The following is a 20,640-nucleotide window of genomic DNA, read 5'->3' as shown; positions in this document are numbered from 1 at the left end:
CCCGGGCCACCGGGGTACAGCGCTCGCCGGGGTGCCGCCCCGGCACGGTCAGACGGGCAGCGCGTCGTCGTCCCGCTTCTGCAGCGTCGGCCCGGGCGCCGGGACGGCGGCCTGCGCGCCGGACCGCAGCAGGGTCGCGAGCTCCTCCTCGGACTCCACCGCCTCGCCGCGGGCCACCATGCCGGCGTGCTCGGCGAGCGGGATCTCCCTGAGCACGAAGGACAGCAGCAGGGCGACGGCGAGGATCGGCACCAGGTACCAGAACACCGGCGCGAGCGAGTCCGCGTAGGCGTCGACGATCGCCGTCCGCAGCGGGTCGCCGGCCGCGTCGACCGCCGACGGCACGAGGGTGTCCGGTGAGGTGATGCCCGCGGCGGCCGCCTGCTCGGCGTTGCCGGTCAGCGCGCCGGTGAGGTTCTCGGCCAGCCGGCTGGTGAACAGCGTCCCGAACACGGCGACGCCGAGGGTGGCGCCCACCTCGCGGAAGTAGTTGTTCGTCGAGGTGGCGGTGCCGATCTGGGTGGCCGGGACGGCGTTCTGGGCGGCCAGGACGACGTTCTGCATGATCAGCCCGAGGCCGCAGCCGAGCGCGAGGAACATCGCGCCGATCGTCCACAGCGACGTGTCCCCGGCCAGCGTGGTCATCCAGACCATCGTGGCGAGGATGACCGCGACGCCGGCGGTGGTGAACCGCTTGTAGCGGCCGGTGCGCAGGATGACCGCCGCCGAGCTCTGGATCGTGAGGATGATCCCCGCGGTCATCGGCAGCATGAGCAGCCCGGAGTTCGCGGCCGACAGCCCGGAGCTCATCTGCAGGAACGTCGGCATGAACGCGATCGCGGAGAACATGCCGAGGCCCACGGCCATGCCCATCGCGGTGGCGACGACGAAGGTCGGGTTGCGGAAGAGCGACAGCGGCACGATCGGCTCGACCGCGCGCCGCTCGACGAGCACGAACGCGACCGCGCAGACGACGAAGGCCGCGGCCAGCGCCAGCGTCCACGGGTCGGTCCAGCCGTCGCTGCCGCCGAGGTCGGTGAAGAGCACCAGCGACGTCGTGGTCGCCGACAGCGCGACGATCCCGGCGACGTCGAGCGGGGTGGTGCTGCGCCGGCGCGGCAGCGACAGCGCGAACCAGCCGATGAGGAAGGCGCCCACGCCGACCGGCACGTTGATCCAGAAGGACCACTCCCAGCCCAGGGCCGCGGTGTCGGTGAAGAAGCCGCCGACGAGCGGCCCGGCGACGGCCGACAGGCCGAACAGGGCGCCGATCGGGCCCATGTACCTCGCGCGCTCCCGGGCCGGGACGATGTCGGCGATGATCGCCTGCGACAGGATCATCAGCCCGCCGCCGCCGAGGCCCTGGACCCCGCGCCAGACGACGAACCAGGTGAAGTCGGGCGCGAGCGCGGCGCCGATGCTGGCGACGGTGAACAGGCCGATCGCGACGAGGAACAGCGTGCGCCGGCCCCACAGGTCGCCGAACTTGCCGTACACGGGCATGACCAGGGTGGTGGCCAGCAGGTAGGCGGTGGTCACCCACGCCATGTGCGAGACGCCGCCGAGCTCGCCGACGATGGTCGGCATCGACGTCGAGACGATCGTCTGGTCGAGGGCGGCGACGAGCATCCCGGCGAGCAGCGCCGAGAAGATCAGGTTGATGCGGCGGCGGGTCAGGACGATGGGCGGGGCGGTGCCGTCGGGCGGCGGGTTCACGTCGTTCTCCACGGGTCGTGCGACGGTGCCGCGGGCGCGCGGCACCGAGGGGGCGAGCGGACGGCGCCGGCCGCTCGGGGGGATCAGGGGCGCGGGGCGGGCAGCCCGGCGGCGAGCGCGTCCCAGGCCTCGTCGACGAGGCGGGGCAGCGGCACGGTGAAGTCGGCGGCCAGCCAGCGGTGCAGCGCGGTGCGCAGGGCGACCCCGGCGACGGCGGCCAGCAGGGTGGGGTAGGCGTCGACGCCGACCCGGGTGCCGGTGCGGGCGGCGACGGCGTCGGCCAGTGCCCGCTCGGAGGCGCCGAAGGCGGCGTGCAGGCGGGCCAGCAGGACGGGGTGCTCGTCGATGACGCGCAGCCGCAGCGGCCACACGCCCTCGGGCTCCTCGGCCATCGCGGCGGCCTGCCCGGCCTGCACGGCGCGCAGCGCGGTGACCGGGTCCTCGCCGGCCGGGCGCGCCGTGAACCGCTCGACGACGAGCGCGGAGTCGGCGGGGTCCAGGCCCAGGACGGCGTCGTCCTTGGTGGGGAAGTAGTTGAAGAACGTCCGCGGGCTGACCCCGGCGCGCTCGGCGACGTCGTCGACGGAGACGGCGTCGAGCCCGCGCTCGGCGACCAGGTGCAGCGCGGCGGCGTGCAGCGCCGAGCGGGTGGCGAGCTTCTTGCGCTCGCGCAGGCCGGAGGTCACCCGGACATGATCCCGCGAAACGTGCAGTTCGTGCAAGCTTGCGCGGACTGTACGGCGTGTCGCTCAGTCGCGGTCGCGCTGCCGCTCGATCGCCTCCAGCACCGTCCTGCGGCCCCTGCCGAGGTCGCGCTCGGCCCGCTCGGCGCGGTCGAGCTGGGAGTCGCCGTGCATCTCCGCCACCTTCTCGCGGGCCTCGGTCGCCTTCGCGTCGACCAGCTCGGCGGCCCTCCGGGCCTCCTTCGCGGCGTCGGTGTTCGCCACGTGCTGCTCGTCGGAGCCGCGCTTGCGTGCGTCGGTGGCGTGCTCCTCCTCCTCGGACAGCAGCTCCCAGGCGGCGTCGGGCAGGTACCGCTTCGTCCCGCCGTTACCGCGGGCGCGGTCGTCGCCGTCGGCGGTGTGCCAGTCCTGCCGGGTCCACTCCTGCAGGTGCCGCTGCGACGCGCTGCGCTCGCCCTCGTGCCGGTAGCCGCCGCCGGCCTCCTCGTACTCGGAGGCGAGCAGCTGGCTCTTGCGGGCGCTCCACTGGCCGGGTCGCCCGCCCCGGTCCCCGGCCTTGATCTCCTCCTTGAGCCGCTCGCGCAGCTCCGGGTCGGTGTAGTCCTTCTCGTAGTCCTCCGCCGACTTCCCGCTCATGGGACGGGGACTACCCATCCGGTCGCCCCTCATCCGGCCGCGTCCCATCCGGCCGCGTCTCACCCGACAGAGCGCGAGCGGTCCACCTCCACGTGCGGGCGCGACTGCCAGCGCGCCCAGTCCGCGCTCACCTCGCCGGCGGTGCGCAGCAGCGCGGGCAGGTGCTCGGCCAGCAGCCGCTCGGTCGAGGTCTCGGCGGCGTGCACGGTCACGTTCATCGCCGCGCGCACCGCGCCGGTGCCGTCGCGCACCGGGACGGCGACCGACCGCACCCCGGGCGCGAGCTCCTCGTCGGCCAGTGCCCAGCCGCGGGCGCGCACCTCGGTCAGCTCCTCGCCCAGCTGCTCGGCCGTGCGCCCGATGTAGGGCGGCAGCCCCGAGCGGCTGGGCTCGGCGAGGGTGGCCTCGAGCCGGTCGGGCGGCAGGGCGGCGAGCAGCACCTTGCCCTGCGAGGTCTGGAGGGCGGGGAACCGCGTGCCGATCTCGACCCGCAGGGTGATCAGCTTGGGCACCGACACCCGGGCCACGTAGACGATGTCGGACCCGTCGAGCTGCGCCATCGACGACGACTCGCCGGTCCGTGCGACCAGCGCCTCCATGTGCGGCCGGGCGAGGTCCCACAGGCCGAGCGCGCCGACGTAGGCCATCCCGAGCGACAGCACCCGCGGGGTCAGCGAGAACGTCCCACCGGCCGACCGCACGAAGCCCAGCTCCTCGAGCGTGAGCAGCAGCCGCCGCGCGGTCGGCCGGGCCAGCCCCGCGGCGGCCGCCACCTCCGACAGCGTCATGGCCGGCCGGTCGGCGCCGAAGCAGGTGAGCACGTCGAGCCCGCGCGCCAGCGCCTCGACGAAGTCCGGCCCCTCACCGCGTCCGGCCACGACCGCACCCCCTCCTCCGGGATCGGGATCCCACGTACCCGGGCCGGGTCGTCACCGTTCCCAGGAGAGGTGGCGCTCGAAGGCCTCCTCCCGGGCTGCGTGCGTGGTCTCGGAGCGGTAGTCGGTGTACTGGTACGGGTTGTCCAGGACCTCGGCCGACGGGAGCTCCGGGTCCATGCCCACCTGCCAGACGTCCTCGCCCATGTCGGCGCGCAGGTGCTCGACGGTGGCCTCGACCTCGCGCCGGACCGCGGCCAGGTCGACGCCGACCAGCCGGTGCTGCGACTTCACGACCCGTCCGTCGACGAGCACGGTGTGCACGTCGCCCCGCTGCGCCTGGAACGCGACGTGGCCGTACGGGTTGAGCAGGGGGAAGGACACCGGCGAGGCGTCGTTCTTGATCAGCACGACGTCGGCCTTCGCGCCGGGGGTGAGCCGGCCGAGGTCGTCGCGGCCCAGTGCCGCCGCCCCGCCGCGGGTGGCCCAGGAGACGACGTGCTGCGCGCGCAGCGCCAGCTGGGTCACCGTGTCGCCCTTGAGGTGGGCCTCGAAGTGCTCGCGCGAGCGGTCGGCGCCCAGCGTGGCGCGCATCGCCGAGAACAGGTCACCGCTCCACCACACGCTGGTGTCCATCGACAGCGAGACGGGGATGCCGTGGGCGCGCACCTGCCAGGTGGGCGGGTAGCCCTGGCCGGCGCTCTGCTCGGACTCCGTCGACACCGAGACCGACCCGCCGGTGGCGGCGATGCGGTGGTAGCTGTCGGGGGAGAGGGACGCGGCGTGCACGTACACCGTCTCCGGCGTCGCGAAGCCGTGCTCGTGCATGAGCCGGATGCCGTCGTCGTTGGTGGCGCCCCAGACGCCGGCGTGCGTGGTCACCGGCAGGCCGAGCTCGCGGGCCACCTCGAACGCGGCCTTCTCCGGGAACGCCGGGTCGCCGGTGACGTCGAAGGCGAGCTGGAAGCCGAGCAGGTCGCCGGCGCCGGTGCGGCGGCGCTCGAGGAACGCCTGCACGGCCTTGTCGGCGGTCCACTCCCACGGCGCGGCCTGGATGTTGCCGTAGGCGAGCACGTACCGGCCGGGCACCGACTGCAGCGCGTCGACGGCGGCCTCGGCGTGGTCGACCGTCCGCAGCCCGTGCGACCAGTCGACGACGGTGGTGACCCCGGCCTCGAGTGCCTCGAGCGCGGCCAGCCGGTTGCCCGCGGCGACGTCCTCGGGGCGGAAGCGGCGGCCGTGCTCGAGGTAGTACCAGACGAAGTACTGGGTGAGGGACCAGTCGGCGCCGTAGCCGCGCATCGCCGTCTGCCACATGTGCCGGTGGGTGTCGACCATCCCCGGCATCACGATCCCGTCGGTGGCGTCGACCTCCTGGGCGCCCTCGGGCGCCTCCAGCGCCGGGCCCACGGCCGCGATCCGGTCGCCGACGACGAGGACGTCGGCGTCGCGCAGCACCGTGCCGGCGTCGTCCATCGTCAGCACCGTGCCGCCGCGGAACACGACGGGGCGACCGGCCTGCGGCGCCGGGGTCTGGGGCTCGGTCATCGTGCTCTCCTCGGACGTCGCTGGCTCGACGGACACCTGTCCGCTGGCCGGACACGCCGTGCGGACCGGGCCACCCTGCTTGTGACCTGCCGCACATGTCAAGACGACGCCCAGGCGGTTGACACGGCTCGGTAGGGGTGCCGAGACTCGGCGCGACCGGCGGACGACTGTCCGCTGATGCCAGCCCGATGCCGAGGAGCGCGACGCGACGATGACGGCAGCACCCGGCGCGCCGAACCCCGAGGGCCCCCTCGCCGGCCTGCTCGTGGCCGACTTCTCCCGGATCCTCGCCGGCCCCTACGCCACGATGCTCATGGCCGACCTCGGCGCCGAGGTGGTCAAGGTCGAGGGCCCGCGCGGCGACGACACCCGCACCTGGGCACCGCCGGTCCGGGACGTCGGCGGGGAGGGGGTGTCCACCTACTACCTGGGCGTCAACCGCAACAAGCGGTCCGTGGCGCTGGACCTCGCCGACGACGCCGACCTGGCCGCGGCCCGCGAGCTCGCCCGCCGCGCCGACGTCCTGGTGGAGAACTTCAAGCCCGGCGGCCTGGCCCGCTTCGGCCTCGACTACGACACGGTGGCCGCCACCAACCCCGCCGTCGTCTACGCCTCCATCAGCGGCTTCGGCAGCGGCCCCGGCGGGCGGTCGCTGCCCGGCTACGACCTCATCGTGCAGGCCATCTCCGGGCTGATGAGCCTCACCGGCGACCCGGGCGGCGACCCCTACCGGGCCGGCGTCGCCGTCTTCGACGTCATGGCCGGCCTGCACGCCACCATCGGCGTGCTGTCCGCGCTCAACCAGCGGCACGCCACCGGCCGCGGCCAGCACGTCGAGGTGAACCTGCTCTCCAGCGCACTGTCCGGGCTGGTCAACCAGACCTCGGCGTACGTCGCCGGCGACGTCGTCCCGTTCCGGATGGGCAACAGCCACCCGAGCCTGTTCCCCTACGAGCCGCTGCCCTGCGCCGACGGCGACCTGATCGTCACCGCCGGCAACGACGGCCAGTTCCGCAAGCTGTGCGAGGTGCTCGGCGTGCCCGAGCTGGTGGAGGACCCGCGGTTCCTGCACAACGAGGACCGCACGGCCAACCGCGAGGAGCTGCGCCCGCTGCTGGTCGAGCGGCTGAGGACCCGCACGAAGATGGAGTGGTTCCGCGACATCATCGCCGCCGGTGTGCCGTGCGGGCCGATCAACACCGTCGACCAGGGCGTCGCCTTCGCCGAGGAGGTCGGACTGGACCCCGTGGTCACGGCGGGGGAGGGCGGCGCCGCCGTCCCCTCCATCCGCAACCCCATCCGGTTCTCCGGGACGGCGGCGCGGTACCGCTTGCCACCGCCCGCGCTCGACGAGCACGGTGCGGAGATCCGCCGCTGGCTGGCCGAGGGCGAGGAGACGCCGTGACCGAGGACGGGTACCCGACCGCGCTGGGCGCCTCGAGCCGCGAGTCGATCACCCTGCTCGGCACCGACCTCGCGCGCGACGTCATGGGCACGGTCGGCTTCGGCGAGCTCGCGTTCTGGCTGGCCACCCAGCGCCGGCCCACGCCGGGGGAGACCCGGGTGTTCGAGGCGGTGCTCGCCGCGCTCGCCGACCACGGCTTCACCCCCACGGCGATCGTCACCCGGCTGACCTGGCTGTCCGCGCCGGACTCGGTGCAGGGCGCGCTCGCCGCCGGGCTGCTCGGCGGCGGCTCCCGCTTCCTCGGCGTCACCGAGGACTGCGGCCGGTTCCTGCACGACGTCCTGGTGTCGGCGGGCGAGCTCCCGGCCGACGACGCCGGCTGGGACGCCCTCGCCCTGGAGACGGTCACCGCGCAGCGCGCGGCCGGCCGGTTCGTCCCGGGTCTGGGCCACCACGTGCACAAGGACGGTGACCCGCGCACGCCGCGGCTGTTCGAGATCGCCGGCGAGGAGGGCCTGGTCGGCCCGCACCTGTCGCTGTTCGCCGCGATCGGCCGGGTGCACCCGCAGGTGCTCGGGAGGACGCTGCCGCTCAACGGCGCCGGCGTCTGCGGCGCCGCGCTGGCCGACCTCGGCCTGCCGCTGGAGCTGCTGCGCGGCTTCGCGCTGCTGGCCCGCACCGCCGGGCTGATCGGCCAGCTCGCCGAGGAGCTGCGCCACCCCGTGGCCAACCGGGTCTTCCTGTCGGTCGACCTGGACAACCGCTCCGTCCCGCCGGACCCCTACGAGCCCGAGACCCTGGGAGGCAGTCATGGCTGAGGTGGCCGCGGTCATCGCGTCGACCCACCACCCCTTCTACTACCGCGCGAGCACCTCGACCGGCGCGGACCGGCCGCCGTTCGCCGACGAGTGGGTGGCCAAGATCGAGCGCTTCCGCGAGACGCTCACCCGGGCCGAGCCCGACGTGCTGGTGATGGTCGGCAGCGACCACTTCCACCAGCTCTGGCTGGACAACATGCCGCAGTTCCTCGTCGGCAAGGCGCCCTTCTTCGACGCCAACTGGTACAACGAGGAACGCGAGTTCGGCCTGCCGCGGATGACGCTGCGCGGCGAGGAGGACCTGGCCGCGCACCTGCTGCGGGACGGCCTCGACCGCGACTTCGACCTGGCCTTCTCCAACGAGCTGCGGATCGACCACAGCATCACGTGCCCGATCATCACGCTGCGCCCGCAGGCCGACCTGCCGATCGTGCCGGTCTACACGAACATCTTCGCCCCGCCGCTGCCGCAGCCCCGGCGCTTCGTGCAGCTCGGGAAGGCGATCCGGGAGATGGTCGAGTCCTGGGAGTCGGACAAGCGGGTGGCGATCATCGGCACCGGCCACCTGTCGCTGGAGCTCGGCGGCCCGCGCCAGTTCGGCGAGCACGGGCCGGACCCGGAGTTCGACCGCAAGGCCGTCGAGTGGATCGCCTCCGGCGACGTCGAGGGCTGCCTGGCCGAGGTGTCGCTGGACTCGCTGCACGCCCCGGGCAACGCCACCCACGGCTTCATGGACTTCATGCTGATGATGGGCGCCGCCGGCGAGGGGCAGAAGGCCGACCACGTCGACACCCTCGACCTGTTCCACACGATGGAGGCCTACTTCACCTGGTACCCGAACGGCGTCCCGGCGGAGGTGCGGCGGTGAGCAGGTACCTGCTCGACAAGTTCCTCTTCACCGTCGACCGCGACCCCGCCCTCGTCGAGCGCTACCGCGAGGACCCGGCCGGCACGGTCGAGTGGTGGGAGGCCGAGATGGCCAACAAGATCCTCAACTGCACCGACGACGAGCGGTCGACCTGGCTGGAGTTCACCGAGGACGAGCGGCGGGCGCTGCGCGAGCACGACCACGTGACGCTGTTCCAGATGGGCGCCCACCCGTTCCTCACGCTCACGCTGTTCATCGCGATGTTCGAGCGCGACCACGGGCCGCTGGAGTACCAGAAGGCCTACGCCAAGGCGATGGAGCACATCACGCTGCCCTATCCCGACATCACCACCTGACGTGCGGGTCACCTGACGTGCGCGCCGCCGTCGTCCGCGCGCCCGGGACGCCGCCCGAGCACGCCGAGCACCCCGACCCCGCCGCCGGGCCGGGCCGCACGCTGGTGCGGGTCACCGCCGCGCCGATCGTGCCGCTGGACCTGCTGTGCGCGTCGGGCACGTCGTACTTCGGTGCGCCGGCGGTGCCCTACGTGCCGGGCGTGCAGGGCGTCGGCGTCGTCGAGGAGTCCGGCCGGCTGCCGGCCGGCACCCGCGTCTGGTTCGCGACGTCGGCCGGCATGGCGCCCGGCGACGGCGGCCTCGCGCAGCGGTGCGCCGTCGACGACGAGGACCTCGTGCCGCTGACCGCCGACCTGCCCGACGCGGCGGTCGCGGCGATCGGCCTGTCCGGCGTCGCCGCGTGGATGTGCCTGACCTGGCGCGGACGGCTGCAGCCGGAGGAGACCGTCGTCGTCCTCGGCGCCGGCGGGGCGGTGGGCCAGGCGGCGGCCGGCGCGGCGCGGGTGCTCGGCGCCGGACGGGTGGTGGCGGTCTGCCGCTCGACCGCGGCGCGGGAGCGGGCCCGCGCCGCCGGCGCCGACGCCGTGGTGCCGCTGACCGGCGACGTCGACGCGCTCACCGCCGCGCTGGCGCAGGCCTGCCCGGGCGGCGCGCACGTCGTCGTCGACCCGGTGTTCGGCATCGCGGCGACCGCGGCGTCGCGCGTGCTGGCGCCGGGCGGGCGGCTGGTCAACCTGGGCGGGGCGTCCGGCGACGAGGCGGTGTTCTCCTCGGCGGTGCTGCGCGGCCGCTCGGCCGAGGTGCTCGGCTACACCAACAACGCGCTCACCCCGCGGCAGCGCCGCGACGCGCTCGGCGCGGTCCTCACCGCGGCCGCCGCCGGCCGGGTCGCCGTCGCGCACGAGACGGTGCCGCTGGCCGACGTCGCCGGCGCCTGGGCGCGCCAGGCGGCGGGCGACGCGGGCGTCCGGCTGGTCGTCGTCCCCTAGCCGCGACCCCGGGGCGCGGCGCGCACGTGCACGCGCTCGCCCTGCGGGCCGAAGAGGGCGAGCACCTCGGCGGGCCGGTCGTCGGCGTTGCCCAGCCAGTGCGGCGTGCGCGTGTCGAACTCGGCCGCCTCACCGGCGGAGAGGACGACGTCGGTGTCGCCGAGCAGCAGCCGCAGCCGGCCCGAGAGCACGTAGACCCACTCCCACCCCTCGTGCGAGCGCTGCTCGCCCGGCTCCCCGCCCCGGCGCGGCGGCAGCACCAGCTTGTAGGCCTGCAGGCCACCGGGGCGGCGGGTGAGCGGGATGAACGTGGCGCCGTGCCGGGTGATGGGCTTCAGCCGCACCCGGGGGTCGCCGGTCTCGGGGGCGTCGACCAGCTCGTCGAGCGGCACCTGGTGGGCGCGGGCCAGCGGCAGCAGCAGCTCCAGGGTGGGCCGGCGCTGCCCCGACTCCAGCCGGGACAGCGTGGACACCGAGATGCCGGTGTCCTCGGACAGCTGGGTCAGCGTCGCGCCGCGCTGCCGGCGCAGGTCGCGCAGCCGCGGGCCCACCGCGTCGAGGACGGCGTCGAGGTCCGCGCCGGGATCGGTCACGTTGCCAGTATGGCAAAGGGGTTTGCCTCATCCGCGACGGCGGGTGCACCGTGGGAGCCATGGACGAGACGTACGACGTGGTGGTCATCGGCGGGGGAGCGGCGGGCCTGTCCGGCGCCCTCGCCCTGGGGCGGGCGCGGCGCTCGGTCGCCGTCGTCGACGAGGGGACGCCGCGCAACGCGCCGGCGCACGAGATGCACAACTACCTGGGCCGCGACGGCACGCCCCCGGCCGACCTGCTCGCCGCCGGGCGGGCCGAGGTGGCGGGCTACGGCGGGGTGCTGGTCGACGGCACGGTCACCGCGGTCGGCGGGGCGGCCGGCGCCTTCACCGTGGAGCTCGCCTCCGGGCGGGTCCTCGGCGCGCGGCGGCTGCTGGTCACCACCGGCCTGACCGACGAGCTGCCCGACATCCCGGGAGTGCGCGAGCTGTGGGGCACCGACGTCCTGCACTGCCCCTACTGCCACGGCTGGGAGGTGCGCGACCGGGCGGTCGGGGTGGTCGCCACCGGCCCGATGTCGCTGCACCAGGCCCAGATGTGGCGGCAGTGGAGTGCCGACGTCGTGTTCTTCCTGCACACCGCGCCCGAGCCGGACGACGCCACCGCCGAGGCGCTGGCCGCGCGCGGCGTCCGCGTGGTGCGCGGCGAGGTCGCGGCGCTGGAGACCGACGGCGGCCGGCTCACCGGCGTCCGGCTGGCCGGCGGCGAGGTGGTGCCGCGCGCCGCCGTCGTCGTGGCCCCGCGGTTCACCGCCCGCTCGGCCGTGCTGGCCGGGCTCGGGCTGGAGGTCCAGCCGTTCCGCATGGGCGAGGCGGTCGTCGGCTCGCACGTGCCGGTCGACGCCCGCGGCGCCACCGCGGTGCCCGGCGTGTGGGCGGCCGGCAACGTCGCGGACCCGAGCGCCCAGGTGATCGGCGCCGCGGCGGCCGGGCTGGGGGCCGGCGCGCAGATCAACGCGGACCTGGTCGCCGAGGACACCCGGGCCGCCGTCGACGTGATCCGGGCGATGAGCGACCCGGAGTACGGCGCGCAGTGGTGGGAGGAGCGCTACCGCGCGCACGGCTCCGGCGTGTGGAGCGGCCGGGTCAACGACGTCCTGGCCACCGAGGCCGCCGACCTGCCGCCGGGCCGCGCGCTGGACGCCGGCGCCGGCGAGGGCGGCGACGCCGTCTGGCTGGCCCGCCGCGGCTGGACGGTGACCGCGCTCGACCTCTCCCGCACCGCGCTGGACCGGGCGGCCGCGGCGGCCGCGGCGGCCGGGGTGTCGCTCGAGACCCGCGAGGTCGACGTCTCCTCGTGGCAGCCCGGCGAGGAGCGGTGGGACCTGGTGACCGCCTCGTTCCTGCACTTCCCGCCCGGCACCCGCGACGCCGTGCTGCGGACGCTGGCGTCGGCGGTCGCGCCCGGCGGCACGCTGCTGGTGACCATGCACGACGGCAGCGACGTCGCCCACGGCATCCAGCGGCCGGGCCTGCCCGACTGGTACGCCACCGGCGGGCAGATGGCCGCGGTGCTCGACCCCGGCGACTGGGAGGTCCAGGTGGCCGAGGCGCGGCCGCGCGCGGCGCGCGGGCACGAGCACGGATCGGCGCACGCCGCCGACGCGGTGCTGCGGGCGCGACGCCGTCAGCCGGTGACGTCGTCCTCGCTCGTGTAGAGCAGCCGCAGCCGGGCCGGCGGGGTGAACGGCCGCCAGCCGTCGCGCGTCTGGGCCAGGCGGTCGGCCACCAGCCACAGCACCGCCGGGTCGTGGCCCATGCCGAGGTGGCTGGCGTGCACGCCGACGTTCTCCGCGCGCGGCCCGGGCGTCTGCCGGCAGGCCCGCCAGTCGACGACGCCGTCCCAGCGCGAGTACACCGCGGTGCTCGGGACCGGCAGGCCGCCGGTGAGGCCGCCCCGGCCGCGCGGCACCGCGTGCAGGTGGCGGTAGCGGGCGTAGGCGCGGGCGCCGGGGCTGTCGTCGGGCGGGCCGCCGGCCAGCCCGAACGGCGAGCCGAGGCTGATCACCTGGCGGACCAGGCGCGGCACGCGCAGCGCCAGCCGCCGGGCGTAGATGCCGCCCAGGCTCTGCCCGACGATGCTCACCGGGCCGGCGTGCTGGTCGGCCAGCCGCTGCACCAGCCGGGGCAGCTCGTCGGTGATCTCCTTGGTGGGGCCGCGGTTGCGGCCGAGCTCCCAGCCGACCACCGGGTAGCCCAGGCCGCGCAGCCAGCGGCGCAGCGTCGCGGTGGAGACGTCGGAGGCCATCAGGCCGGGCAGCACGAGCACCCCGTGCGGCTCGCCGCGGGGTGCGCCGCGCAGCAGGGGGTAGGTCAGCGCGAGCGCGCCGGCGCTGGCCGCCGCCCGAACGGGCTCGGTGGCGGCGAGCAGGCGGCGGCGGGCTTCCGGGCTGTTGGGGGCGTCGGTCACGGTCGTCCCTCCGACGGCGGTGGCGGGTCTGCGACACCGCTACCCGGCCGGGCGCCCGGGACTCGCCTTCCGCGCGAAAGGCGGGTCCCGGGCGCGGGGTCAGCGCTCCTGCAGGTAGGCCGCCGCGGTGGCGCGCAGCCGCTCGTGCACGCCGTCGGCGGCGACCGCGCCGGGCAGGTACCGCTTCGCCAGCTTGGCCACCATCGTGTAGTTGGTGTCGACGACGTTGCCCGCCGGCGCCAGCCCCGCCTGGCTGACCAGCTGCAGGGCGTCGAGCTCGTCCCAGCCGGCGAGCTCGGCCGCCCAGGTCACCAGGTCGTGCTGGCTGATCCGGTAGGCGTCCTCCAGCGGCCGGACCGACCCGGTCGACATGAGGAACTCGTCGGTCTCCAGCCGCGGCCAGGCGGGCCCGCCGCCCTTGACCAGGTCGACGACGACGACCGTGCGCATCGCCGACTCGACCGCGGTGCCGCAGACCTCGCCCTCGCCCTGCCGGCAGTGCCCGTCGCCGAGGGAGAGCATCCCGCCGGGCACGTTGACGCCGAAGTAGACGGTCGTGCCGGCCCGCACCTCGGGGGTGTCCATGTTCCCGCCGTGCGCGCCGGGCGTGATGCTGGCGAACACCTCGCCCGCGGCCGGCGCGACGCCGATCGTGCCGTGCATCGGGTCGAGCGGGAGCTCCACCTCCGGCCCGCCGCGGCGGGGGCGGAACAGGCAGGTGCCCCGCTCGCGGTCGACCTCGTAGAGCCAGACCAGCTCCTCGAGCGGCTCGTGCAGCATCGCCGTCGAGTGGGTGGTGGTCAGCGCGCCGAAGTGCGGGAACGTGCTGGACACCGCCCAGTCGCGCGCCGGCGCGACGTCGACCAGGTGCACCGCCAGGGTGTCCCCGGGCTCGGCCCCCTCGACCGCGATCGGCCCGCTCACCGGGTTGAGGAAGGGGAAGTGGCACACCTGGCTCGGCAGGTCCTCGACGCTGCGCACCTTGCCGCCGTAGCAGTCCTCGGTGGTCAGCTCGACCACCGTGCCCGGCGCCACGGTGAGCAGCGGCTCACCGCCGCCGAAGGAGTAGCGCAGCTGGTCGGGGGTCGGCTCCAGGGAGACGACCTCGAGGGACGCCGTCACAGTCTCTCCTCCGCTCGGATCTCGGGCCTCCGGCCCGTGGCGATCAGGACGATCATCAGCACCACGCCGATGGCCAGCCACACGAAGCCGAGCTCCTGGGCGGCGACCTGGGCGTTGTAGACGACGTAGGCCAGGATGCCGAACCCGAGGACCGGCACCGCCAGGTGCAGCCACCAGTTGCGGCTCTTGAGGCGACCGACGAAGTGCACGACCACGGCGACGTGCAGCAGCAGGAAGGCCGACAGCGCGCCGAAGTTGACCAGGGTGGACAGCAGCGTGATGCCGTCCTCGCGCTGCTCCATGTACAGGCCGAGCACGAGGGAGACGGCCGCGACGAGGAGGGTGGCGTTGACCGGCACGCGGCGGGTCGGGTGCACCTTGCGCAGGAAGCCAGGCAGCTGGCGGTCACGCGCCATCGCGAACAGCAGCCGCGAGGTGGCCGCCTGGGCCACCAGCGAGTTGGCGAAACCCCAGGCGATCGCCGTCGCCACGGCGGTCAGGGTGCCCAGCCAGGCGCCGCCGGCCACCTCCGCGGCGTCGTAGAACGCGGTGCCCGCGGCGTCGCCCTCGGCGATGAGGGTGTCGGGGTCGGGCACCAGCAGCGCGGCGACCCAGGTCTGGACGATGAACAGCGTCCCGGCCAGCGCGAGCGCGGCGATCATCGCCTTGCCGATCGAGCGGGCCGAGTCGCGGTTCTCCTCCGCGAGGGTGGAGATGCCGTCGAAGCCGAGGAAGCTCAGCACCGCGATCGACACCGCGCCGAAGACCAGCTCCAGCGAGAACGTGTCGCTGTTGTAGATCGGCGTGAAGTCGAAGCCGCGGCCCTCGCCGGAGGCCAGCGCGACGACGCCGATGACCAGGAAGATCGCGAGCACGATCAGCTCGGCCACCAGCATGATCTTGTTGACCCGCGCGGTGAACTCGATGCCGAAGTAGTTGACGGCGGTGTTGAGGACGACGAAGCCGATCAGCCAGACCCACACCGGGATCGACGTGACGATCGAGTTCATGGCGATCGCGGCGATGAGGTAGAGCAGCGCCGGGACCAGCACGTAGTCGAGCAGGATCATCCAGCCCGCGATGAAGCCGACCGGCTGGGCGATGCCGCGGCCGGCGTAGGTGTAGACCGAGCCGGCCATCGGGAACGCCCGGGACATCTGCGAGTACGACGCCGCGGTGAAGGCCATCGCCAGCCCGCCGATCGCGTAGGCGAGGGCGACCATGCCGCCGGAGCCCTGGAAGACGCTGCCGAAGATGCCGAACGGCGCGATCGGCACCATGAAGACCAGGCCGTAGACCAGCAGGTCGGTGAACGTCAGCGAGCGCTTGAGCTCCTGGCGGTAGCCGAACTCCTCGACGCCGGCGGCTCCGGCTGCCGGGACCGCGCCGGCACCGGTGCTCCCGGTGGCGTGCGCGGACGGGGTGGTGCGGGGGTCGGTCACGACTCCTCCTCTCGGCCGGCTCGGGGCCGGACGCGGGGAGGGTAGGCCCCGTTGCTTCCGATCGGAAGCAGTGGGGGGTCAGCCGCGCGCGCCGACCTCGCGGAACACCAGCCCGTCGGCGCGCGCCAGCCGGGGCCGGGGGATGCGCGGCGGCTCCGGCGTGCCGGTCTCCAGCAGCCGCGCGGCGGTGCGGACGCCGTCGTGCACGCCGCGGGCGTAGGCGCAGACCACCGGCGCGCTCGGCCCCACCCGGGCGGCGAGCCGCTCCTGCAGGGCGAGCTGCCCCTCGTCGCCGGCGCCGTCGGCCGCCGCGAACGAGGGCATGCAGGCGTAGAGCTCGCCGGAGCCGTCGCCGCCGACGGCGTACAGGCCGTTCTCCTCGAGCGCGCCGGACAGCCGGACGACGCGGCGGTCGAGCCCGGCCCGGGCGAAGGCGCGGTTGAAGGCGACCAGGTCGCGGCCGACCAGGCTGAGCAGGACGGCGTCGGCGCGGGTGCGGCGGACCAGGTCCAGCGCCGGGCCGGGGTCGGCCGGGCCGAACGGGACGAGCAGCTCGCCGGCGACCTCGGCGCCGAGGTCGTGCAGCACCGACCGCGCGGCGCGGTGCACCGCCTGCGGCCACACGTAGTCGGTGCCCAGCAGCACCCAGCGCCTCGCCCGGCGGTGGCGCACCAGCCAGGTGAGCGCGGCCGCGTGCTGGGCCGGCGGGGACGCGCCGATCCGCAGCGCCCCGCGGGACCCGCGCCCGCCCTCGTGCGGCGGGGTGAACACGTAGCCGGCGCGCCCGGCCAGCGCGGCGGCGACCGCGCGGGAGACGTCACTGGTGGAGAACCCGACGAGGACGTCGACCGCGCCGGCGGCGTGCAGGGCGGCGACGTCGGCGGCCACCTCCGCGGGGCGGCGCCCGGCGTCGACGGTGACCAGCTCCACCGCGCGCCCGCCGACCCCGCCGGCCTCGGTCACCTCGTCGGCGGCGAGCGCGGCCAGGTCCAGCGCGGAGGGCGCGGTCATCGCCAGCGGCCCGGTCAGCGGGACGGCCAGCCCGATCCGGACGACGTCGGGGGACCGGTCGACGACGGCCGCCTCCCACGCCTCCATCGGGGCGGTCGGTCCGGGCACCTCCTGAGTATGGTGCGGGCATGGCGGTCGAGCAGCAGGCCACGGGCACCGCGGTGCCCGCCGCGCCCGCCGCCTCGCTGGTCGAGCTGCTGGCCGTCGTCTCGCGGCGGGTCGCCCGCGGCGTCGGGGCGGTGCTCGCCGAGGACGGCGCGACGCCGGAGACCTACCGGCTGATGCGCGCGCTCGCCTCGGGACCGGGCCGCACGATGAGCGAGCTGTGCGCGGCGCTGTGCGTCCCGGCGCCCACCGCCACCCGGATGGTCGACGGCCTGGTCGACGCCGCGCTGGCCTACCGGCTGCCCGATCCGGAGGACGGCCGCCGCGTGCGGGTGCACCTGTCGGCCCGCGGCCGCACCCGGCTGGACCGGCTGGAGGCGCTGGTGTCCGCGCACGAGGCGGCGCTGACCACCGAGCTCGGCCCGGCCCGGGTCGCCGCGCTGGTCACCGCGCTCACCGACCTCGCGGACCCGCCCGCCTGATGCCCGCGGGGCACCCGTCCCCGCGATCGTGGACCTCCGGCGGCGCCACGCCGTCACCTACCGGCGTGTCGCCGCCGCGACTCCGTGATCGACTCGACGGGGGGCTGCACCAGGGGCCGTCGGACGCCCGCCTCAGTCGGACGGCGGCAGGATGCGGGGGACGAAGACCTCGTCGATCGGGCGTGGGCCGACGTACTGCCGGCAGGTGCACGGCACCCAGGTGTGACCGGCGAACCGGCCGCGCCGGTCGAAGGTGTCGCGGCGCAGCTCGGCGTAGCAGGTGTTGGTCTCGGTGTCGTGCTGGCTCAGGGTGTGCCCACAGCCGCACACCGGCGTCGGGTTCGGCGGCGGACCCGCGGGACGACGGCGCCCGAGCCGGCCGGCCACGAAGCCCGCGGCCAGCAGTGCCGCACCGATGACCAGGCTGACAGGTTCCACCGTCGTCGCTCCTCCGCTCCGCAGACTCCCCGACGGTAACGCCGCGGGCGCCCCCGAGGTGCCGGGCGCGGGCGCGTCGCCGGTTCCCGGAGGGCGGTTTACAGATCTGGGGCCACCAGCGGTGGGAGCGCCTCGGCGCCGGGCGCACCGGCTGCCCGGAGTGCCGGCGGCTGTCCGGGCCGGCCTGGGAGCGGGCCCTCCTCAGCCGAGCCGGCTGACCAGGACGGTCAGCGCCGCCGGCCGCTGATCGCCGACAGGCCGGTGATCTCCCGGCCCACGATCAGCGCCTGCACGTGGTCGGTGCCCTCGAAGGTGTAGATCGCCTCGATGTCGGCGTGGTGCCGGGCGATGTGGTGCTCGAGCAGGATCCCGTCCCCGCCGAACAGGTCCCGCGCGTCGGCCACGATCCGCCGGGCGGTGGCGCAGCAGTGCCGCTTGGCCAGCGACGCCATCGCCGCGGTCATCCGGCCGGCGTCGGCGAGGCTGGACAGCCGCCAGCACATCAGCTGCATGGTGGTGATCTCGGCGAGCATCGTCGCGAGCTTCTCCTGCACCAGCTGGTAGCCCGCGATCGGCTGGCCGAACTGCTCGCGGTGCAGGCAGTGCGCCAGCGCCAGCTCGTAGGCCGCCGTCGCCACGCCCAGCGCGCGCCACGCGACGGTGTACCGGGTGCGGTCGAGGACCGTGGAGACGTCCTTGAACGAGCGGCAGTTCGCCAGCTTGTTCTCCGCCGGCACGCGGACGCCGTCGAGGCTGATCTCGGCCTGCCACACCGCCCGCAGCGCCGTCTTGCCGGTCATGACCCGCGCGCTGAAGCCGGGCGTGCCCTTCTCGACGACGTACCCGCCGACCGCGCCCTCCTCGTCGCGCGCCCAGATGAGCACGTAGTCGGCGATCGAGCCGTTGCCGATCCACTTCTTCTGCCCGTCGAGGACGAACGCGTCGCCGTCGCGGCGGGCGCTGGTCTCCAGGGCGACGGCGTCCGAGCCGTGGCGCGGCTCGGTCAGCCCGAAGGCGCCGATCTTCTCCATCCGCGCCATCTCGGGGAGGAAGCGCTCCTTCTGCTCCTCGGAGCCGAGCATCGCGATCGACTGCATCGCGAGGAAGCTGTGCACGCCGTTGAAGGTGCCGATGCTGCCGTCGGCACGGGCGAGCTCGGCGGCCACCAGGCCCGCGGCGACGGCGCTCATCCCCGGCGAGCCGTAGCCCTGCACCGTGCCCCCGGCGATCCCGAGCTCGGCGAACCCGGGCACCAGCTCGAAGGGGAACTCGGCACGCTCCCAGTAGTCGTTGATCCGCGGCGTCACCTCCTTGTCGCACCAGGCGCGCACGCGGTCGCGGACCTCGACCTCCTCGGGGGTGAGCAGCTCCTCCAGGGCGTAGAAGTCGGTGCTCGCGGTCTCAGGCACGGCCCGACGCTACGCGCGGGCAGGGCATGCTGCCGGGCGTGCGGATCGTCGTCGCCCCGGACTCCTTCAAGGGCACGCTGACCGCGGCCGAGGCCGCCGACGCCGTCGCCCGCGGGCTGGCCCGGGTGCACCCGGACGCCGAGGTCCTCGCCCGCCCGGTGGCCGACGGCGGGGAGGGCACGGTGGCCGCCGCCGTGCGCGCCGGGTACCGCCCGGTGACGACGACGGTCGGCGGTCCCGACGGCCGGCCGGTGCGCGCCACGTTCGCCGTCGACGGGACGACGGCGGTGGTCGAGCTCGCCGCCGCGGCCGGGCTCGGGCTGCTCGCGGAGCCGGCACCGACGACCGCGACCACGCGCGGCGTGGGGGAGCTGCTGCTCGCCGCGCTCGACGCCGGCGCCCGGCGGGTGGTGCTGGGCCTGGGCGGCAGCGCCACCACCGACGCCGGCGCGGGGTTGCTGCAGGCGCTCGGCGTGCGGCTGCTCGACGCCGACGGCCGCGACGTCCCGCCCGGCGGCGCGGGGCTGGCGCACCTCGCGCGGATCGACGCCGGCGCCCGCGACCCGCGGCTGCACGGCCTGGAGGTCCGGGTGGCCACCGACGTCGACAACCCGCTCACCGGCCCGTCCGGCGCGGCCGCGGTCTACGGGCCGCAGAAGGCCGCGACGCCGGAGCAGGTCGCGCAGCTCGACGCGGCGCTGTCGCGGTTCGCCGCGGTGGTCCGCCGCGACCTCGGGATCGACCTGGAGGGGCGGCCGGCGATGGGCGCGGCCGGGGGGACGGCGGCCGGGGTGGCCGCCGTCCTGACCTGCTCGGTCGGGTCGGGCGCCGAGCTGGTCGCCGACCTGGTCGGGCTGGACGACGCGCTGGCCGGCGCGGACCTGGCGGTGACCGGCGAGGGGTCGCTGGACGCGCAGTCGCTGCGCGGCAAGGCGCCGGCCGTGGTCGCCGCCCGGGCCCGGCGGGCCGGCGTCCCGTGCGCGGGGCTGGCCGGCCGGGTCGCGCTGGGCCCCGCCGAGCTGGCCGCCGCCGGGTTCGCCGCCGCGCACGCGCTCACCGAGGCCGAGCCCGACGTCGCCCGCTGCCTCGCCGAGCCCGCGGCCGTCCTCGAGGAGCTCGCCGCCCGCGTCCTGGGTCAGGCGCCGAGCAGCCCCCGCACGTAGGCCGCCTGCCCCACGTGCTGCAGGTCGTCGGACAGCACGCTGACCAGCCGGACGCCGAGGGTCACCGGTGGGTCCCACCGCTCGTCGACGACGCGGTCGAGGTCGTCGTCGGTGAGCCCGCCGAGGAACTCCGCACTGCGGGCGGCGACGGCGTCGGCGTACTCGAGCAGCAGCTCCGCCGAGGGCACCCGCACCGACGCCACCTCGTCCGTGCCCATCCCGTAGCCGGTGGCGGTGTCGTCGACGGGCAGGCCGAACCGGCCGGCGAAGCCCTGCGCCGTCCACACCTGCTCGGTGCCCGCGACGTCGGCGAGGTGGTCGTCCTGCACCCGCAGCAGGTGCCAGGCCAGCCAGCCGACCGGGTTGGCGTCCGGGCCGACGCGCTCGGCCAGCTGCTCGGGGGACAGGCCCTCGACGGCGGCGTGCAGGGTCTCGCCGATCTGCGAGTAGGCGTAGGTGAGCAGGTCACGGGTCCGCATGAGCGGCCGCTACCCGTCCCGCTCGCGGGGGACGCCTGCCGGCGCCGGCCGACGGTAGGTTGCGGTGTCCGCCCGGCCGTCGAGGGAGCCAG

The 20,640-nt window shown here is 75.5% G+C and carries 21 protein-coding genes; 8 read left to right on the top strand and 13 right to left on the bottom strand.

Annotation, left to right across the window (positions count from 1 at the left end):
* Nucleotides 1–48 precede the first annotated feature (48 nt).
* The 5 genes from ACI8AB_RS19055 to ACI8AB_RS19035 form a co-directional block, all read right to left on the bottom strand.
* Complete coding sequence (locus ACI8AB_RS19055) at nucleotides 49–1,728, bottom strand: MDR family MFS transporter (protein WP_456951400.1); 1,680 nt, start codon at nucleotides 1,726–1,728, stop codon at nucleotides 49–51.
* A gap of 71 nt (nucleotides 1,729–1,799) precedes the next feature.
* Nucleotides 1,800–2,402 carry a TetR family transcriptional regulator gene (locus ACI8AB_RS19050; protein WP_456951399.1) on the bottom strand — a complete coding sequence of 201 codons (603 nt, stop codon included), beginning with the start codon at nucleotides 2,400–2,402 and terminating at the stop codon, nucleotides 1,800–1,802.
* 63 nt (nucleotides 2,403–2,465) lie between these two features.
* Nucleotides 2,466–3,035: a hypothetical protein gene (locus tag ACI8AB_RS19045; RefSeq protein ID WP_456951398.1), complete on the bottom strand. Its 570-nt coding sequence runs from the start codon at nucleotides 3,033–3,035 to the stop codon at nucleotides 2,466–2,468.
* 59 nt (nucleotides 3,036–3,094) lie between these two features.
* The gene (locus tag ACI8AB_RS19040; protein WP_456902027.1) at nucleotides 3,095–3,913 is read right to left on the bottom strand and encodes an IclR family transcriptional regulator domain-containing protein; all 819 of its coding nucleotides are present in this window, start codon (nucleotides 3,911–3,913) and stop codon (nucleotides 3,095–3,097) included.
* 51 nt (nucleotides 3,914–3,964) lie between these two features.
* Nucleotides 3,965–5,458: an amidohydrolase family protein gene (locus ACI8AB_RS19035; protein ID WP_456951397.1), complete on the bottom strand. Its 1,494-nt coding sequence runs from the start codon at nucleotides 5,456–5,458 to the stop codon at nucleotides 3,965–3,967.
* A 211-nt stretch (nucleotides 5,459–5,669) separates the two neighbouring features.
* Here ACI8AB_RS19035 and ACI8AB_RS19030 point away from each other — a divergent pair, with 211 nt between their 5' ends.
* Genes ACI8AB_RS19030 through ACI8AB_RS19010 form a run of 5 tightly spaced genes read left to right on the top strand, consistent with a single transcriptional unit; the run spans nucleotide 5,670 to nucleotide 9,894 of the window.
* Nucleotides 5,670–6,863 (top strand): CaiB/BaiF CoA transferase family protein, encoded by a 1,194-nt coding sequence (locus ACI8AB_RS19030; protein ID WP_456951396.1) that lies wholly within the window; start codon nucleotides 5,670–5,672, stop codon nucleotides 6,861–6,863.
* A complete protein-coding gene (locus ACI8AB_RS19025; protein ID WP_387984983.1) occupies nucleotides 6,860–7,681 on the top strand; it encodes a citryl-CoA lyase in 822 nt (273 codons plus the stop codon). The genes ACI8AB_RS19030 and ACI8AB_RS19025 overlap by 4 nt, the downstream gene beginning before the upstream one ends.
* The gene (locus tag ACI8AB_RS19020; protein ID WP_456902029.1) at nucleotides 7,674–8,549 is read left to right on the top strand and encodes a DODA-type extradiol aromatic ring-opening family dioxygenase; all 876 of its coding nucleotides are present in this window, start codon (nucleotides 7,674–7,676) and stop codon (nucleotides 8,547–8,549) included. The genes ACI8AB_RS19025 and ACI8AB_RS19020 overlap by 8 nt, the downstream gene beginning before the upstream one ends.
* Nucleotides 8,546–8,905, top strand: coding sequence for a hypothetical protein (locus ACI8AB_RS19015; protein ID WP_456951395.1), 360 nt, complete (start codon nucleotides 8,546–8,548; stop codon nucleotides 8,903–8,905). The genes ACI8AB_RS19020 and ACI8AB_RS19015 overlap by 4 nt, the downstream gene beginning before the upstream one ends.
* A gap of 17 nt (nucleotides 8,906–8,922) precedes the next feature.
* Entirely contained in the window at nucleotides 8,923–9,894 is a 972-nt protein-coding gene (locus tag ACI8AB_RS19010; RefSeq protein WP_456951394.1) for a zinc-binding dehydrogenase, read from the top strand.
* Here ACI8AB_RS19010 and ACI8AB_RS19005 read toward each other — a convergent pair.
* Nucleotides 9,891–10,487, bottom strand: coding sequence for a helix-turn-helix domain-containing protein (locus tag ACI8AB_RS19005; protein ID WP_456951393.1), 597 nt, complete (start codon nucleotides 10,485–10,487; stop codon nucleotides 9,891–9,893). The genes ACI8AB_RS19010 and ACI8AB_RS19005 overlap by 4 nt on opposite strands.
* 59 nt (nucleotides 10,488–10,546) lie before the next feature.
* Between ACI8AB_RS19005 and ACI8AB_RS19000 the strand changes: the two genes are divergently transcribed.
* Nucleotides 10,547–12,145 carry an FAD-dependent oxidoreductase gene (locus ACI8AB_RS19000; RefSeq protein ID WP_456951392.1) on the top strand — a complete coding sequence of 533 codons (1,599 nt, stop codon included), beginning with the start codon at nucleotides 10,547–10,549 and terminating at the stop codon, nucleotides 12,143–12,145.
* Here ACI8AB_RS19000 and ACI8AB_RS18995 read toward each other — a convergent pair.
* The 4 genes from ACI8AB_RS18995 to ACI8AB_RS18980 all read right to left on the bottom strand — a co-directional run bounded on the left by ACI8AB_RS18995 (nucleotide 12,115) and on the right by ACI8AB_RS18980 (nucleotide 16,580).
* Nucleotides 12,115–12,897 carry an esterase/lipase family protein gene (locus tag ACI8AB_RS18995; RefSeq protein ID WP_387984960.1) on the bottom strand — a complete coding sequence of 261 codons (783 nt, stop codon included), beginning with the start codon at nucleotides 12,895–12,897 and terminating at the stop codon, nucleotides 12,115–12,117. The genes ACI8AB_RS19000 and ACI8AB_RS18995 overlap by 31 nt on opposite strands.
* A gap of 99 nt (nucleotides 12,898–12,996) precedes the next feature.
* The gene (locus ACI8AB_RS18990) at nucleotides 12,997–14,019 is read right to left on the bottom strand and encodes an acetamidase/formamidase family protein (protein WP_387984957.1); all 1,023 of its coding nucleotides are present in this window, start codon (nucleotides 14,017–14,019) and stop codon (nucleotides 12,997–12,999) included.
* Nucleotides 14,016–15,461, bottom strand: a complete 1,446-nt coding sequence (locus tag ACI8AB_RS18985; RefSeq protein ID WP_387984954.1) for an APC family permease — start codon at nucleotides 15,459–15,461, stop codon at nucleotides 14,016–14,018. The genes ACI8AB_RS18990 and ACI8AB_RS18985 overlap by 4 nt, the downstream gene beginning before the upstream one ends.
* Before the next feature lie 78 nt (nucleotides 15,462–15,539).
* Nucleotides 15,540–16,580, bottom strand: coding sequence for an ABC transporter substrate-binding protein (locus tag ACI8AB_RS18980; RefSeq protein WP_456951391.1), 1,041 nt, complete (start codon nucleotides 16,578–16,580; stop codon nucleotides 15,540–15,542).
* 20 nt (nucleotides 16,581–16,600) lie between these two features.
* Between ACI8AB_RS18980 and ACI8AB_RS18975 the strand changes: the two genes are divergently transcribed.
* Entirely contained in the window at nucleotides 16,601–17,059 is a 459-nt protein-coding gene (locus ACI8AB_RS18975; RefSeq protein WP_456951390.1) for a MarR family winged helix-turn-helix transcriptional regulator, read from the top strand.
* A gap of 132 nt (nucleotides 17,060–17,191) precedes the next feature.
* Here ACI8AB_RS18975 and ACI8AB_RS18970 read toward each other — a convergent pair whose 3' ends face one another.
* Nucleotides 17,192–17,497, bottom strand: coding sequence for a hypothetical protein (locus tag ACI8AB_RS18970; protein ID WP_387984944.1), 306 nt, complete (start codon nucleotides 17,495–17,497; stop codon nucleotides 17,192–17,194).
* Between the two features lie 227 nt (nucleotides 17,498–17,724).
* The gene (locus tag ACI8AB_RS18965) at nucleotides 17,725–18,906 is read right to left on the bottom strand and encodes an acyl-CoA dehydrogenase family protein (protein ID WP_387984938.1); all 1,182 of its coding nucleotides are present in this window, start codon (nucleotides 18,904–18,906) and stop codon (nucleotides 17,725–17,727) included.
* A gap of 38 nt (nucleotides 18,907–18,944) precedes the next feature.
* Here ACI8AB_RS18965 and ACI8AB_RS18960 point away from each other — a divergent pair, with 38 nt between their 5' ends.
* Entirely contained in the window at nucleotides 18,945–20,069 is a 1,125-nt protein-coding gene (locus ACI8AB_RS18960; RefSeq protein ID WP_456951389.1) for a glycerate kinase, read from the top strand.
* On the opposite strand, the gene ACI8AB_RS18955 is transcribed toward ACI8AB_RS18960, so the two are convergent.
* Complete coding sequence (locus ACI8AB_RS18955) at nucleotides 20,042–20,548, bottom strand: mycothiol transferase (RefSeq protein WP_456951388.1); 507 nt, start codon at nucleotides 20,546–20,548, stop codon at nucleotides 20,042–20,044. The genes ACI8AB_RS18960 and ACI8AB_RS18955 overlap by 28 nt on opposite strands.
* Nucleotides 20,549–20,640: the final 92 nt, after the last annotated feature.

Source organism: Geodermatophilus sp. SYSU D00698, assembly GCF_054050335.1.
This window is presented reverse-complemented; position numbering and strand designations above follow the sequence as displayed.